Origin of the sequence: Kordia sp. (genome assembly GCF_022447245.1) — a bacterium.
Lineage (GTDB): Bacteria > Bacteroidota > Bacteroidia > Flavobacteriales > Flavobacteriaceae > Kordia.
Map to the genome: position 1 here is coordinate 81,997 of NZ_JAKVBC010000017.1, position 14,966 is coordinate 96,962.

General features: G+C 32.6%; 16 protein-coding genes. 11 read left to right on the top strand and 5 right to left on the bottom strand.

Going from position 1 to position 14,966, the window contains the following annotated elements:
* Positions 1–81: 81 nt before the first annotated feature.
* Entirely contained in the window at positions 82–246 is a 165-nt protein-coding gene (locus MK119_RS13140) for a hypothetical protein (RefSeq protein WP_170110073.1), read from the top strand.
* An 81-nt stretch (positions 247–327) separates the two neighbouring features.
* On the opposite strand, the gene MK119_RS13145 is transcribed toward MK119_RS13140, so the two are convergent.
* The 4 genes from MK119_RS13145 to MK119_RS13160 all read right to left on the bottom strand — a co-directional run bounded on the left by MK119_RS13145 (position 328) and on the right by MK119_RS13160 (position 3,412).
* Positions 328–1,008: a type 1 glutamine amidotransferase domain-containing protein gene (locus MK119_RS13145; protein WP_290679621.1), complete on the bottom strand. Its 681-nt coding sequence runs from the start codon at positions 1,006–1,008 to the stop codon at positions 328–330.
* 146 nt (positions 1,009–1,154) lie between these two features.
* The gene (locus MK119_RS13150) at positions 1,155–1,751 is read right to left on the bottom strand and encodes a Crp/Fnr family transcriptional regulator (protein WP_290679586.1); all 597 of its coding nucleotides are present in this window, start codon (positions 1,749–1,751) and stop codon (positions 1,155–1,157) included.
* Positions 1,752–1,806: 55 nt separating this feature from the next.
* Entirely contained in the window at positions 1,807–2,799 is a 993-nt protein-coding gene (locus MK119_RS13155) for a hypothetical protein (RefSeq protein ID WP_290679588.1), read from the bottom strand.
* Positions 2,800–3,157: 358 nt separating this feature from the next.
* Positions 3,158–3,412 carry a hypothetical protein gene (locus tag MK119_RS13160; RefSeq protein ID WP_290679591.1) on the bottom strand — a complete coding sequence of 85 codons (255 nt, stop codon included), beginning with the start codon at positions 3,410–3,412 and terminating at the stop codon, positions 3,158–3,160.
* Positions 3,413–3,530: 118 nt separating this feature from the next.
* Between MK119_RS13160 and MK119_RS13165 the strand changes: the two genes are divergently transcribed.
* Complete coding sequence (locus MK119_RS13165) at positions 3,531–5,168, top strand: ABC-F family ATP-binding cassette domain-containing protein (RefSeq protein ID WP_290679594.1); 1,638 nt, start codon at positions 3,531–3,533, stop codon at positions 5,166–5,168.
* Here the strand turns inward: MK119_RS13165 and MK119_RS13170 are convergent.
* On the bottom strand, positions 5,165–6,427 hold the full coding sequence (locus MK119_RS13170; protein WP_290679597.1) for a hypothetical protein: 1,263 nt from the start codon (positions 6,425–6,427) through the stop codon (positions 5,165–5,167). The two genes, MK119_RS13165 and MK119_RS13170, sit on opposite strands and share 4 nt — an antisense overlap.
* A 302-nt stretch (positions 6,428–6,729) precedes the next feature.
* Here MK119_RS13170 and MK119_RS13175 point away from each other — a divergent pair, with 302 nt between their 5' ends.
* The 9 genes from MK119_RS13175 to MK119_RS13215 all read left to right on the top strand — a co-directional run bounded on the left by MK119_RS13175 (position 6,730) and on the right by MK119_RS13215 (position 14,809).
* Positions 6,730–7,695: a glycosyl hydrolase family 8 gene (locus tag MK119_RS13175; protein WP_290679623.1), complete on the top strand. Its 966-nt coding sequence runs from the start codon at positions 6,730–6,732 to the stop codon at positions 7,693–7,695.
* Between the two features lie 130 nt (positions 7,696–7,825).
* A complete protein-coding gene (locus MK119_RS13180) occupies positions 7,826–8,053 on the top strand; it encodes a hypothetical protein (protein ID WP_290679601.1) in 228 nt (75 codons plus the stop codon).
* A 161-nt stretch (positions 8,054–8,214) separates the two neighbouring features.
* Positions 8,215–9,174, top strand: a complete 960-nt coding sequence (locus MK119_RS13185) for a hypothetical protein (RefSeq protein WP_290679603.1) — start codon at positions 8,215–8,217, stop codon at positions 9,172–9,174.
* Positions 9,175–9,264: 90 nt separating this feature from the next.
* Positions 9,265–9,453, top strand: a complete 189-nt coding sequence (locus MK119_RS13190; RefSeq protein WP_290679605.1) for a hypothetical protein — start codon at positions 9,265–9,267, stop codon at positions 9,451–9,453.
* A 186-nt stretch (positions 9,454–9,639) separates the two neighbouring features.
* On the top strand, positions 9,640–9,924 hold the full coding sequence (locus tag MK119_RS13195) for a hypothetical protein (RefSeq protein WP_290679607.1): 285 nt from the start codon (positions 9,640–9,642) through the stop codon (positions 9,922–9,924).
* A 786-nt stretch (positions 9,925–10,710) separates the two neighbouring features.
* On the top strand, positions 10,711–11,181 hold the full coding sequence (locus MK119_RS13200; protein WP_290679610.1) for a hypothetical protein: 471 nt from the start codon (positions 10,711–10,713) through the stop codon (positions 11,179–11,181).
* 12 nt (positions 11,182–11,193) lie between these two features.
* Positions 11,194–12,207 carry a LamG-like jellyroll fold domain-containing protein gene (locus tag MK119_RS13205; protein ID WP_290679612.1) on the top strand — a complete coding sequence of 338 codons (1,014 nt, stop codon included), beginning with the start codon at positions 11,194–11,196 and terminating at the stop codon, positions 12,205–12,207.
* A 60-nt stretch (positions 12,208–12,267) separates the two neighbouring features.
* On the top strand, positions 12,268–14,184 hold the full coding sequence (locus tag MK119_RS13210) for a sensor histidine kinase (protein WP_290679614.1): 1,917 nt from the start codon (positions 12,268–12,270) through the stop codon (positions 14,182–14,184).
* Positions 14,174–14,809, top strand: coding sequence for a response regulator transcription factor (locus tag MK119_RS13215; RefSeq protein ID WP_290679616.1), 636 nt, complete (start codon positions 14,174–14,176; stop codon positions 14,807–14,809). Before MK119_RS13210 ends, MK119_RS13215 begins: the two co-directional genes overlap by 11 nt.
* Positions 14,810–14,966: the final 157 nt, after the last annotated feature.

Genomic DNA, 14,966 nt, shown 5'->3' on the forward strand with positions numbered 1-14,966 from the left:
GTTAATAATTCTAAACGAATCAGTATGAATATTGAATATATTACAATATCTTTGCTGTAAATTCGATAAATTCCGGAAAATATGTTTGAATTTGATCAATATTTAGGCTTTTTGGCTTTCCTTACAATCTTAACCATTGGATTTTGGTTAATGATTCTTTTGTTAACGTTCATTGTACCTTATTGGGTAGGTGGAGCGTTGAAAGAACGTTTTGACGAGTGGAAAGAAGCAAAAAAAGACTCCTAAATACGAAAAGGACAAAGACAAAAGGGAACTTACACTACATAAGTTCCCTTTTTTTATTTACATATTGAAATCGAGGATAAACTATTTCAGAGCTTCTAATAACAATTCAGCTACTTTTTCTGATGAAGCAGGATTTTGACCTGTAATCAATAAGCCGTCTTTGACAGCATGCGGAGCCCAATCACTTACTTTAGAGTAAATTGCTCCATTTGTTTTCAGCATATCTTGAACCAAAAAAGGGACAACTTTAGTCAGTTGTACAGCTTCTTCTTCAGTATTAGAAAAACCAGTGACGTTTTTACCTTTTACTAAAGGAGTTCCGTCTGTGTTTTTTGTGTTTTTCAATACTGCAGGAGCATGACAAACAGCAGCTATAGGTTTGTTGTTATTATAAAAGGATTCTATAAGCATTATAGAAGTTGGGTCTTCTGATAAATCCCACAAAGGACCATGCCCACCAGGATAAAATACAGCATCATAATCAGCTTCATTAACTGTAGCTAATATTACTGTATTAGCTAATAGTTTTTGTGTTTCTTTATCTGTATTGAAGCGCTTGGTAGAAGGTGTTTGAAAATCTTCTCCCATACTTTTTGGATCAATAGGTGGCTGTCCGCCTTTTGGAGATGAGAGCGTAATAGATACTCCTTTGTCCTTTAAAACATAATAAGGTGTTGCAAATTCTTCAATCCAAAATCCAGTTTTTTCACCAGTGTTTCCTAATACATCATGACTAGTTAACACAAACAATACTTTCTTCATTTTTTGTTCGGGTTGAGGTTTTTTTTCTTTCATTGTACATGCAGCAACCACAACAATAATGGCCAATGCACTCATTATATACTTCATAGGGGAAAAGTTTAATACGCAAAGATAGGTGTAAGTATGTAGAAAAAAATTGATATATGTTAAGAATGCTCTTGTGCGATTTCTTTTCGAATACGACTCAAGCTTTCTGTAGTAATACCGAGATAGGAAGCAATATGATAATTTTTAACGTATTGCTCAATGTTTGGGTAGTCGTGTGTAAAGTTAATATAGCGTTCTTTAGCGGTTTGTGATAAATTGGCAAGAATTCGCTTTTGGAAACTTACAAAAGAACGCTGCAATTTTTTGCGAATAAATCGTTCCGTTTTAGGAACAGTATTAAAAATGGCCTCCACATCATCACTTGAAACTTTATAAAGCGTAGCATCTTCAATACATTCAATAAATAATGTAGCTTTGGTATTACTAAAAAAAGCAATATAATCACTAATCCACCAGCCTTTTATAGCAAATTGAATTGTGTGTTCTTTGCCTGGCTTTGAAATTAAATAGGTGCGTAAACAACCAGCAGCAACAAAATATTGGTGCTCTACTTTTTCACTGGCATGAAGCACAATATCTCCTTTACAAAAAGTAATCTTTTCATACTTCTGTTCAATAAAGTGAATTTCTTTTTCTGTAAAAGAAAGAGAATCACCATGGTATATTTCATGAACAATAGAAGTTGGTTTGAGCATGCTTTATGAATATCGTCTTGAGATTAATTAATCTGTTGTTAAAAATACGTAGAAATTAACGTTTTACATATGGAGAACCAAAAGATGCCTTTGAATTAAAGCTATTGATTCGCTTCTTTTTAAATTTTGAAATATGAGCTTTTACTTCATCACTTAAAGAAGAAACACTAATGACTTTTCCTGAAGTTGTAATGATTCTACCTTTACTATCTACAGCAATACCAGAAGAGACATGACTCTTACTTAACTTTTCTAGGATTGTACGACTCATTGGACTAGGAGAGCGACCACGTTTTCCTGTAGGTGTTCTTTTTCTAGTTCTACTTCTTCTAAAATTTAAGTGCATTGCAGCACTCACTGGCTGATTTACTCCAAAATGTGGACCGTAATCAGGAACATTGGCATGAAAACTATTGGCTTGTTTTAAAAAAGCAGTCAAATTGGTTTGTGTAGGATTTCCATTGTAATTATTTAATGCTGTCTCAAAACTATTATGAGAGCCTACAGCACGTTTTAATAATTTCTTAGTTAAATCAATAAGCCTTTTTGAATACCCTTCTTTTTTGTATTTATTTAAGCGTCTTTCTATTCTTGTAATTCTTTTTTTACCAGCACTAAGGAATGATTGTGTCATGCTATTAAACCCGCTAGAATCATTACCTTGATCATGTTTCTTGGTTAAGAGTGCAATATCTTTCCATGCTAAACGATGTGGTTGTGCGGCATTTGCTCCTTTTAAATTTGGTTTGTCTAAATTGAATTTAAAATTGTGTTTGCTAAATGTGTTATGAAATAGTATAGCACTCTTTTTAGAGTCAGCAGTAAATGAGGGTCTTGCAAACGGATCTTTTTTCTTCTTCTTCTTATTATTATTTTTGTGTCTTTTGTTAGGCCCTAATTGAATTACCTTATCAGAAGAAGAAGTGTTTTGTAGCTTTCGCTGGATAGCACTTTGAGATCGATTATCGATTAATTCTAAAGAAGAAGTTCTCTTTGGAAAAAATGACTCATGCCGTTTTTCAGCGGTGCTACTTTGATAACCATACATACTTTTCTCGTTTTAAATACTATTGAAATTGTGTTTAAAGGAAGAAACTACGATTCTAAAGGTAAGAAAAATACTTTAAATTTACTGCTTTCTTTTAAGAAACAAGCGTTTTTAAATAAAAAAATGGCAATATTTCTACATAGAATGCTTCTTGCAAAACTTATGTTCTTATAATGAATTGATGATTTTAACAACATTCTATAACTTTCTTTTCCAAATCAATTGGAACTGGTCCGTCTGTACAGCCGCCATATTCATCAACTTGTGCATCAGCTTCACAATCAGCAATAATACACTTGCCCGATTTATGTTTTATTAAAATTCCTTTTATGATGAGTTCTTCTCCAGTAAGGTTTGTTTAACCTTCTTTTTGTAACACCGTAATTGCAGTTCCTGAAATTTTTAAGATGCAAGGTCTATTTTTCATCCTTCCACTATGTTCACTAAAGTAAAGCTCATATTCAAAAGTTCCTTGCGGAATTCCATTGATAACATTTATGGACGTTTTAGCTGTAGAAGTTTTCTTTTCAACAACTTCAGATGCTTCTTTTTTAGTATTTGAAGTACAGTTGATAAACATCAAAAGAAGTAAATACAAAACAATTTTTTTCATAATCATGAGTTTAGTTTTAAAATTAATTCAAATACGAAGTCCTACAAAATTTAAAAAACAAAACTTATGTGTTTTGCTAGGTGCTTTTTCTTAATTTCGCAATCTTAAAATAGAGAACATGATTACTGTTGATAATATTGCCGTAGAATTTAGCGGAACGACTTTATTTAGTGATGTAAATTTTGTCATTAATGAAAATGATAAAATCGCCTTGATGGGAAAAAATGGTGCAGGAAAATCTACCATGATGAAGATTATTGCTGGCGAACAAAATGCAACACGCGGAAAAGTAAGTTGTCCAAAAGATACGGTAATTGCTTATTTACCACAGCATTTACTGACAGAGGATCATTGTACTGTATTTGATGAGGCTTCAAAAGCATTTCAACATATTTTTGAAATGCGCGATCGTATGCAAGAACTCAACAAGCAATTAGAAACACGTACCGACTACGAAAGTGAAGCGTACATGAAAATCATTGAAGAAGTATCGGAATTGGGCGAACGTTACTATGCTTTGGAAGAAATAAACTATGATGCAGAAGTAGAAAAAGCCTTGAAAGGATTGGGTTTTAAGCAAGATGATTTCCAACGCATGACAAGCGAATTTAGTGGAGGTTGGCGTATGCGAATTGAATTGGCAAAGATTTTATTGCAAAAACCAGATTTAATTCTGCTTGATGAGCCAACAAACCATATTGATATTGAATCGGTAATTTGGTTGGAAGATTTCTTGATCAACAAGGCGAATGCAGTCATGGTAATTTCGCATGATAGAGCATTTATTGACAATATTACCAATCGTACCATTGAAGTTACGATGGGACGTATTTACGATTACAAAGCCAACTATTCGCACTATTTAGAATTACGTGCTGATCGTAGATCACATCAAATAAAAGCCTATCAAGAGCAGCAAAAATTTATTGCAGACAATCAAGCATTTATAGAGCGTTTCAAAGGAACATATTCCAAAACTAATCAAGTGGCTTCACGTGTACGTATGTTAGAGAAGTTGCAAATCATTGAAATTGATGAGGTGGATAATTCTGCATTAAAACTAAAATTTCCACCAGCGCCACGTTCTGGAGACTATCCAGTCATCGTAGAAGAATTATCGAAAAGTTACGACGATCATGTAGTTTTTAAAGATGCGAGTTTCTCAATTGCACGCGGTGAAAAAGTATCGTTTGTCGGACGAAATGGAGAAGGGAAATCTACTATGATCAAATCCATTTTAGGCGAAATTGAACACGAAGGAAAATGCACATTAGGGCACAATGTAAAAGTGGGGTATTTTGCTCAAAATCAAGCCTCTTTACTCGATCCAAATTTGACAATTTTTCAAACCGTTGATGAAGTTGCTAAAGGAGACATTCGTACTCAAATCAAAAATATTTTAGGGCAATTCATGTTTAAAGGAGATGATATTGATAAAAAAGTAAGTGTGCTTTCTGGAGGAGAAAAAACACGTTTGGCAATGGTGAAACTTCTCTTAGAACCTGTAAACTTGCTGATTCTGGATGAGCCAACTAACCATTTGGACCTGCGTTCCAAAGATGTCTTAAAAGACGCGTTAAAAGCCTTTGATGGAACTTTAATTTTAGTTTCACATGATCGTGACTTCTTACAAGGATTATCACAAAAAGTATTTGAGTTTAAAGACAAACGTGTAATTGAGCATTTTGAAACTATTGATGCCTTCTTAGAACGCAATCGTATCAAAAACATCAAAGAAATTGATTTGAAAGCTTAGTCTTTCATTTCAAAAATAGGCTTGCTTGCGCGAGAATCTGAAATCAAAATGGCATAATCGACAAAATCAGTTGTAGACATTCCTTTTACAGCTTCACTATTTGATTTTGATTCTGTCATAATCACGTCAATCAAATCGGGCATATGACCAGAATATGGTGTGTTTTCAGCGTTCAAACGAAATAATGTTTGATCTGATATTTTGGTCTTTTTCAAATTATCAATACCTCTAAAATACTCTTTCTCATAATCACCAATTCCAAAGCCAGCCTCAGTGGTAAAGCCCTCGTATTCGCCTTGCTCGTCGTACAATTCATCCCAAAGAACTTCACTGTTTGTTAAATAACCAATGACAGCAATCACTTCTTCTTTTGGATAAATTTTATTTTCAATCAAGCGTGTAAAAAAGTAAGGATATCCTTTTTCACCTTCTCTTGATTTTTCTAGATGCGAAAAGCCCATGCGTAAATATTGTGCTTTATTCTTAAAATCATGACGTTCACTCAAATCCAAATAATTTTGATAAATCGTAGGTTCGCGCAAACGGCTAAAATCTGTAAACGTTACTTTGATATTTTTTATAATATGATCCCAACTAGCTTTATCTTTCACGGCTTTCTGATATGTTTCTGACTTGGTTTCTACATCGGCGACAAAACGTTTTAAAACACCTTTCGCATAACTGTTATACCGCGGAGAATAATCAGTGGTGTCTAACTTGACCATTTGCTGTAATTCTGTCAATGCTTCCGATTGAATTAGTTTTCTGTCTAACAAATCAATCAAATGTTTTGAAGGATATTTGTAGGTTGTCAAAATATCAATACCAACAACTTTCATCTTCTTATTTTTTGGCAATTCATCATTCATTTCTTTTAACCTTTTCCACTTTTTATACATAGAAATACTGCGTTCTTGCGGAACATTGGTGCCATAATGAATAATTAGAACTTTCAATAAAATGGTATCTCCAGTTTGTAAAAACTGATCAAAATAATGTCCAATGCTATAATCAGTTTCTGGTAAATAATAAGAAATCGTTTGTGATCGGTGTAACGATGATAACAAATTCAATTCGGTATCTTCTGTTTTTACACTTCCATGATATGCACCAAAACCAAGAATTTTAAAACCTTTTTGCGGAAATTGAAATGTTTTTTTGTGTAAATCGTGACGGTTTTTTTGTAAATATTCTTGTTTGGTTTGACCAATACTAAATATTGAGAATACTAAAGTGAATAAGAAGATGTATGTTTTCATTTTTTGATTTTTCTTAAGGAATGTAAAAATTGAAATCTGTTACAGTTTTTACAAAAAAAAAATCAAAAATCGTTATAACGATATAGAAATATGATTCAAGATTGTACATTTTTAAACATATTTTTTCAAAAAAGGATTCGTCACAAAAAATATGTTATTTTTAGTTTATGAAAATAATGATACCAACCTTACTCATCACTTTTTTACTTTTTATTAACTGCACTACAAACTCTCAAAACTCTTATGAATACGGAACACTTCCAAGCAATCTGGAAGCGCATCGCATATCAGATACCTAAGCTATTTGGAAACAAAAATATGTAACTTCCGATGGTTGTTCAGAAGGCGCAAAACGTATTTTATTTGACGATATGTCACATATAGTAAGTGAAGGAATTGGTTATGGATTGTTAATTTCTGCCATGGTGAAAGATAAAGTCACTTTTGATGCGTTTCGTAAATATTATAATGCGCATTTAGATGCAAATGGATTGATGAATTGGAAAATTGATGCTACAGGAAAAATGGCTGGAGAAAACGCTGCCACGGACGTGGATGTTGATGTAGCTTATAGTTTATTGCTAGCACACAAATTCATTGGAGATGATTCGTATCTGGCGGAAGCCAAAAAAAACGTAGGATTAATCAAAAAACACATGGTTGAGCCAGAAACGTATGTATTAAAAGCTGGAGACGCGTGTGGCGGAAGTATGACGACAAACCCTTCCTATTTTGCACCTGCGTATTTTAAAGTGTTTGGTGAAGTAACCAACGACGATTTCTGGAACAAGGTAAGTGACAAATGTTACGATATTTTATTCAAAAGTTGGAATGCAGAAACAGGTTTGGTGCCAGATTGGTGTAAAGCGGACGGATCCACGCCAGCAGATAATGTAAGTTGGGCAAAATTCGGTGGAAAAAACTATTACTATGATGCTGCCAGAACACCGTGGCGAATTGCCAAAGATTACGTTTGGTATGGAGACGAATGCGCCAAAAAATACTGTAAGACAGTCAATGGATTTATCCAAAAATTAGGAATTTCCAATGTAACGGATGGCTATACCTTAGGCGGGAAAACGTATAGAACTAAAAAAACAAGTGCGTTTGTAGGTTGTTTTGCCGTAGCGACACTTAGTTCAAACGATCAAGAATTTATTGATGCAGCATACTCTGAAAATATCAACACTTTTAACGATAGCTATTTCTATGATATTCTTCGCTTACTAACACTCCAAATGCAACACGGATTATTTGTAAAATATTAATGACTCGCCAACTAGTTTTATATAAAATCAAAAAATGGGAATTACTCTATTGATTTTTAGTGTTTTATATCTTTAAAAAATCTTGTTTCACAAGACCTTTGTGCTAATATATAACCAAAAAACTAACATTATGGCACGAAAACGAGTTACGCATTATCCAGTATTTCACAACATAGGAGGTGAAACGACTGTTGCAGTTTATTATCAAGGAGGTGGCGCAGGTTCTATCAGAAATCTAGGAATAGAAGAAGCTTCGTATGTGATTGATTTATTACGAAACGAAAAGCCAATATCGTATGATCATAGTAGAAAACGATTATCTACACTTAACGCTGAACCTGTTGGAGAAAATGAATAGTAATGGCGCGAAAAAAGATCAATAAATATGCTGTTTTCCAAAACACATATTGATCAACATCTATAAATGTATATTATGAGTCAGGTGGCGCAGATACTATTACAGATTTATCAGTAAAAGAAAGTACTTATATCACTAATTTATTGCGTAAAGAAACACCAATGTCTTACGATCACAGCAGAAAAAGACTTTCAACATGGGGTTTTGAACCTGTTGGGGAAGAAGAAGGAGGATATTTAGAACCAAGATTTACATTAGATCATTGGTTGAACAGACGTAGTTATATTCAAGATTTTATCAATTTTGAATTGCCAAATGGTGCACTTCATAAGTATCAAAATTGGTCTTCTACAGAAAAGAATGAACTTAAAAACTACTATTTCATTGTATTGCGCAATAGAAATACAGGTGTTTCTAAAATACCAGCATTAAGCTCTACACCAACAGGAAACAAAAATGCCTCTACAAATATGAGCAGAGTTACAGCTTGGAATTACTACTTGGCTTTTGTAGCACAATCCTTAGTAATAGAAGCTGATGAGCGAGTCAACTGGTCTGTAAGACGGTTAAATTCAGAAGAAAAAAGATTACTTTTTGATAGTCGTCATTTATTACGATGGAACAATAGTATAAATGCATATTATATTCCGTTTGAGTTGGGCTTTGTCTCTCCAGGAGATCCTTTTAAAGTGTATCAATTTCTCGAATCTAATGATTTAATAGGAAGTAATCATTTGCAAACAGTGTGTCGTTTGGTAGATTGGTGTCGACAATTAACACATTTTTCTGGTGGTTGGGATGCTGATAGTATATTCAATCAATGGCAATACCGTGGATTTCCTCCAATAGAAAAAGTTATCAATGGAACTATAGATATTACAAGACCTGCAGATGGAATTAAAAAACGAACTGGAGGATGTTGGGGAACTACAGGATTTTTAAGAATGTGTCTACGAACAGTCAATATTCCAGTAAAACTAGAAAGAAAAGCGGGACATGCGCTGGCGAATTTTATTTCTGCACAACGTTATATCACGCATGGTGATGATCTTTATAACCAAATGTTTAAAACAGAAACTCAAATTCCAGTGTTTAGATTATTGATAAACCAAGCTACTTAGAATTCTTGGTTTGGAGCAGGAGCAGATCATGCGAGTGATGTAGGTAGACAAGTACGCGAATTAGCTATAGAATACCTGGCTAATTATATTATGAAAGCACATTGTAGAGACAAGGTAGCAAACAAAAGTCACGCAGAAAGTGAAGTTTTTGACACCTCGGGAAGAGATTATTCCGTAGCTCAATTAGAAGCTAGAAATCTATGGGAACACTTAGAAACTAAAATAAATTCTTTAGGCGGTTGCAACATGCTTCCTAAAAGTTATTTTAGAATAAAATGAATAAATAAAAGTACTGGATTCCAGTGCTTTTTTTGTTGCTGAAAAATCAAATATTAATGATGTTTTTACATGTGTAAAAATAAAAAAAGGAGAATTATCATATTGATTTTGTGGTGTTTACGTTATTGTCTTCATATGTTTTGATGATAAATTTGCGGAAAATATATAATCTAAATAAAACCAACCATGAAAAAAAAGAGTTTGAAATCATTAGCACTTAACAAAAAATCAATTTCAAAACTGAACCGTTACTACGTATCTGGTGGAGCTGCAAATCAAGGAAACAATGTGACGGCAGATCCAGTAGGGGATGATATACCTTCAAGAATCAATTTATGTGGTAAATCTTGGGATGAATCTTGTCAATGGTCTGTAGATTTTTGTCCTAGTATTGATATTCCAACGATAGATATTCCAACAATCAATGATAGTTGTTTTTCTTTATGTAGTTATAAATGTAATGATTGGTAATTAATAAAGTAAAGATACAATGACTATTTAAAATAAAACGATACTTTATAATGGAATAACAGAAGCTAAGATCAAAGTTATTAGCTTTTTATATTGACATCTAAATGATTTTAAGAGTCTTTCAATTGAAGGTTGTATTTGTAGAATTACGACTATTAATCTATGTGTTTGTAAAGTTATTTGTAGTATTTTGAGGTGATTAATCATGAAAAATGACAAATATGAAAAAACAACATCTTAAAAGTTTACAGTTAAACAAACCATTACGGATTTACAACAGATCAATATGGTAACAGGCGGCGGCAAAAATATTGAAGAAAGTATTATTTGTGGTACAATAGGAATTACATGTTTTTTACTAACAAATCGAGCCGAGACCTGTACTTTATATTCAGGCAAGTGCGTTTCTAATAATAATAAAGTATCTTGTGACTGTAAGGTTGGATAAAAAATAGAGAGAACTTCGGTTCGCTTTTTTTATGGAATGCAATACTTTTTCTTTCCTGTATTTCGTATCTTTAAAGTATGTTATTTTTTATTTTATCACAGGTTGCAGGAATCATATTTGCAGTAATTGCAAATTACTATGACGACAAAGCTATGTATGACGAAAATGGTTAATATGCTTTAGGATGAATCAACTTCAAAGTTCACAATAAATCATTTAAAATAGACATCAAAAAACTAAGGGTATTCCCTGAATTATATGTATTCAGAGAATACCCTTATCAATTTTCTTGGAGCTGAATTTAACTTGCAAATATTTAATTTTTAAATGTTTAAGTTATGAAATCTATCCTTTCTACTAAGATTGTTGCACTACTATTATTTGTGAGTTTATGCAGTTTTAAATGTAAAACAGATGATGTTATAGAAATAAATCCAGAAGATCTTGCAGCTCCTGAAATTACAATTATTACACCCAATGAAAATGCTACTTTTTACACAGATGGAGGAATGGATTCTCCAGATTATCTCATTCTACAAGCAAATGCTACAGATGCTTCTACGATCATTAGAGGTTCGGTAACTGTAAAAAATAGCGCAGGAGCAGAAGTGTATTATTATGAAGAAACTGCTGCAACGCAAAACAATGCAACTATTACGACTATTTACACTTCATTTAGAACCTCAGAACCAGGAACATACTCATTAATATATGAGTTTGAAGATTCCAACGAAAATGTTTCTCAAGTAAGCATAGTGGCTACCTGCATATTTTCAGAAACTGATCCATATAGTGATGAACCAAGCTAAAATCTATTAGATATGAAAAGAATATTACTTATTGTATTGATTACGATTTGTAGTCAACAACATTCGTTTTCTCAATGTGAAACACCGCCATCAGGTATGGTAAGTTGGTGGACAGGAGATATGACCACTTTAGATAAAATAGATGACAACCATGCAATACCTTTCAATGGAGTTAGTTATACAACAGGCATGGTAGATGAAGCATTGTTTTTTGATGGAATAGATGACATAGCATTAGTTTTTGACAGTCCTGAATTAGATACTACAGGCGATATGACGGTAATGGCTTGGGTACGAAGAATTGGATATGCCAATCCACATCAAGTGGTGTTTTGTAAAGGAGCAGGCTATATCCCGAATGATGCACCAGCAGTATTTTTGATGCGCTTTGAATTTGATGTCACAGAATTTATTTTTGAAGATAGCAACGGCGACAATATCATTTTGAATGGTCCTGCTTTTGAAGATTCTTTCTATCATCACTATGTGTACGTACGACAAGGGAATACACATACACTTTATGTAGATGGTTTTTTATTTAATCAAAGTACATTTTCCAATCCGCCTGCAAGTTCAACAGGATTATCATTTACTATTGGCGCACAATATCACAATCCAACCAGTGGTCCAAATGATTTTGATTTTTATTTCCATGGAGAAGTAGATGAATTGATGTTGTACAACCGAGCGTTAACCAATACGGAGGTACAAGCCATTTATAATGCTGGAGCAGATGGTGTTTGCAAAGATGCTTTGAGTGTTGCAGAAAATGATTTGGAAATTGATTTTAAAGTATATCCAAATCCAGCTTCAAACTATATCCAATTTAAACTTGATGCAAAATATACGGAAATATATAAAAATGTGAAGCTTTCTATTTACGACATAAAAGGTGCTTTTATACAAGAAAAAAACATAGATTTTAATTCGAACATAGCTATTTCAAACTTGCAAAATGGAGTATATCTCTATACACTTCAAGATGAAAATCAAATTTTAAAATCTGGACAATTAATAAAGAAATAAGTAGCTGTTTTTTTAAAGAATCAATAAGATCGTTAACTTAGAACAAAAATCAGCTTTGTTTTGAAATTATATATAACATTTTTGGTATGTCTCGTTTGTCATGCTTTAACTAGTCAAAATCAGGTAATTGACAGTATGTATAGTGTTGTTAAAAACACTAAAAATGACACTATTGTAGCAAATACACATTATGAATTGGCTTGGGCTTTAAAATTGAGTGATTTGCAAAAAGCGATGACTCACATGGATACTGCAATGACTTCGTATCAGCGGTTGAAAATGCCTAGAAAAATTGCATTAAGTAATTTTCAGTACTCTGTACTTTTTAGAATTTCGGGTGAATATCAAAAAGCGATTCATAGCTTAAGTGCCTATCAAGAGTATGTTGAAAAAGTAAATGATACGGTTAACATTCTTTTTGCACACTATGAAAAAGGTGTCATTTACTCTCAAAAAGGTGATTTAGAAGAAAGTCTAAAGGAGTTTTACAAAGCAAATGCCATTGCTGAAACTGTCCATAATGATAACATGGTTGGAAATACTATAAACAGTATTGGACTGGTGTATAACGATCTTGAAAAGTATGATGAAGCTATAAAATCGTTTGAAAAAGCGCTTGCACTTTACAAAAGAATCAATGTTACTGATGAGCAATTGGGAGATGTGTATAACGGTTTAGGTTCCTCTTATAAGAATAAAGAAAACTATACTGAAGCAAAAGAAAATTATGAAAAAGCGCTAGAAGTATACAAAAGTTCAAATAGTGAATTTGGTGTCGCGATTGCAAATTTTCATTTAGGTGTGATTGCTATAGAACAAAAACAATTTAAAGAAGCCTTGCCTTTTTTAAACATCGCGTATGAAATCCAAAAAAAGAATGATTTTGAATCAGAATTTATTAAAACACTTTCTAGTTTAGGGGAAGCTTATTTTGAATTAGGAGAGTATGAAAAAAGTGAACTAATTCTGAATGAAGGGTTGCAATTTGATATAGAAAATAAGTTATCAGCAAAGGATTTATATTTTGAATTGTATCGTACCAATGTAAAACAGAATAACACGAAAGAAGCGCTTAAATTTCACGAAAAATATACTTCATATAAAGACAGTATATACATTCAAGAAAATATTAAATCTATTAATTTACTTCAAGAACAGTTTGAAACTGCAAAAAAAGAGCGAGAGATTTTTGAACAGAATCTTCAGCTTCAAAAGCAAGGAACACGAATGAATTATCTTATCGGTATTAGTGCTTTTCTATTATTAGTTTGTCTCTTATTATGGTTCATATATAGGCAGCGCCAAAAACGAAAGAATCAAGAAATCATTGCATTAAAACGTGAGTATCAAATAAAATCTTTGGAAGCACTGATTGAAGGAGAAGAAAAAGAACGTTTCCGAATTGCAAAAGAGTTGCATGATGGTGTAAATGGTGACTTATCAACCATAAAATACAAGTTATCATCCTTGTTAGAGATGAATAATAAGGTCATTAAAGAAGCCATCACTATGATTGATGATTCTTGCAAACAGGTAAGAGCCATTTCTCATAATTTAGTGCCGCCATCCTTAGAAAATTTTAGTCTGACGGAAGCTATAGAAAACTATTGTACTGATATGGATACTGTGAATACTACAAATATTAATTTTCAAGTCTTAGGAAATGAACTTTCGTTGCCTCAAAAAGCAGAAATTAATATCTTTAGAATTGTTCAAGAATTAATTACCAATAGCTTAAAACATGCGGAAGCTACAGAAATTGATGTACAGATAAGTTTTCAAAACGATTCGTTGCAAGTTACTGTCGAAGATGACGGAAAAGGCTTTGATAAGAACGAAGTTTCAACAAAAGGAATTGGCTTGAGCAATATTGAATCGAGAATTCAATACTTACATGCATCTGTAGATTTTATTTCTAATGACAGAGGAACTTCGTATACATTTGAAATTGATACTAAAAAACTAAATGATAACTAAAATTTCCATAACAGACGATCATGTATTGGTACTGCAAGGCATCAAAAGCATGCTCTGTAATACGAAAGAAATAAAAATAATAGCAACGTATAAAAACGCTCAAGAAACGCTAGATGGCTTATCTAAACAGTTACCAGATGTATTATTATTAGATATTAATTTACCAGATATTAACGGAATCGATTTAAGTAAAAAACTCCTAAAAATATATCCAGAGTTAAAAATTATCGCGTTAACAAATTTTGAAGATATATCTTATGTAAAACGCATGCTGAAAATAGGTGTTTCAGGATATTTATTGAAAAATACAGACAAAATAGAACTGTTGCAAGCTTTAAAAAAAGTATTGTCTGGAGAACTCTATCTTCAAAAAGATATTAAAGAACGGCTTATTAATCAAAAAGAAAGACCTAGAACTAACAATGGACTTAACATCAAATTGACACGTAGAGAGCATGACGTTTTGGTGGCGATTTCTGAAGAATTGACTACGCAGCAAATTTCAGAAAAACTCTTCATTAGTCCTAAAACAGTAGAAACCCATCGTATGAACATTATGAGCAAGCTTGGTGCAAAAAATAGTGTTGGTATTATAAAAATAGCGATTGACAGAGAGTTGATTTAATTTTCGGTACTGTAAGTCTTTAAACGAAAGTGGACTTATTTAGGACAAAAATAAGAGATTAATTCAATATAGATTTTGAGTGATTTTTTCTTCTAAGTTTCATTGTTTTTGTTTTGATTTTTGCTCTTTGTTTTAATAGTTGTTGATCTCTTCCAAA

What these genes read in the sequence shown, in the direction of transcription:
- MK119_RS13160 (WP_290679591.1), bottom strand. Translation starts at nt 3,412, where the DNA reads ATGAAAAAAATTGTTTTGTATTTACTTCTTTTGATGTTTATCAACTGT.
- MK119_RS13205 (WP_290679612.1), top strand. Translation starts at nt 11,194, where the DNA reads ATGAAAAGAATATTACTTATTGTATTGATTACGATTTGTAGTCAACAA.
- MK119_RS13145 (WP_290679621.1), bottom strand. Translation starts at nt 1,008, where the DNA reads ATGAAGAAAGTATTGTTTGTGTTAACTAGTCATGATGTATTAGGAAAC.
- MK119_RS13165 (WP_290679594.1), top strand. Translation starts at nt 3,531, where the DNA reads ATGATTACTGTTGATAATATTGCCGTAGAATTTAGCGGAACGACTTTA.
- MK119_RS13140 (WP_170110073.1), top strand. Translation starts at nt 82, where the DNA reads ATGTTTGAATTTGATCAATATTTAGGCTTTTTGGCTTTCCTTACAATC.
- MK119_RS13180 (WP_290679601.1), top strand. Translation starts at nt 7,826, where the DNA reads ATGGCACGAAAACGAGTTACGCATTATCCAGTATTTCACAACATAGGA.
- MK119_RS13170 (WP_290679597.1), bottom strand. Translation starts at nt 6,427, where the DNA reads ATGAAAACATACATCTTCTTATTCACTTTAGTATTCTCAATATTTAGT.
- MK119_RS13215 (WP_290679616.1), top strand. Translation starts at nt 14,174, where the DNA reads ATGATAACTAAAATTTCCATAACAGACGATCATGTATTGGTACTGCAA.
- MK119_RS13190 (WP_290679605.1), top strand. Translation starts at nt 9,265, where the DNA reads ATGAAAGCACATTGTAGAGACAAGGTAGCAAACAAAAGTCACGCAGAA.
- MK119_RS13195 (WP_290679607.1), top strand. Translation starts at nt 9,640, where the DNA reads ATGAAAAAAAAGAGTTTGAAATCATTAGCACTTAACAAAAAATCAATT.
- MK119_RS13200 (WP_290679610.1), top strand. Translation starts at nt 10,711, where the DNA reads ATGAAATCTATCCTTTCTACTAAGATTGTTGCACTACTATTATTTGTG.
- MK119_RS13185 (WP_290679603.1), top strand. Translation starts at nt 8,215, where the DNA reads ATGTCTTACGATCACAGCAGAAAAAGACTTTCAACATGGGGTTTTGAA.
- MK119_RS13155 (WP_290679588.1), bottom strand. Translation starts at nt 2,799, where the DNA reads ATGTATGGTTATCAAAGTAGCACCGCTGAAAAACGGCATGAGTCATTT.
- MK119_RS13150 (WP_290679586.1), bottom strand. Translation starts at nt 1,751, where the DNA reads ATGCTCAAACCAACTTCTATTGTTCATGAAATATACCATGGTGATTCT.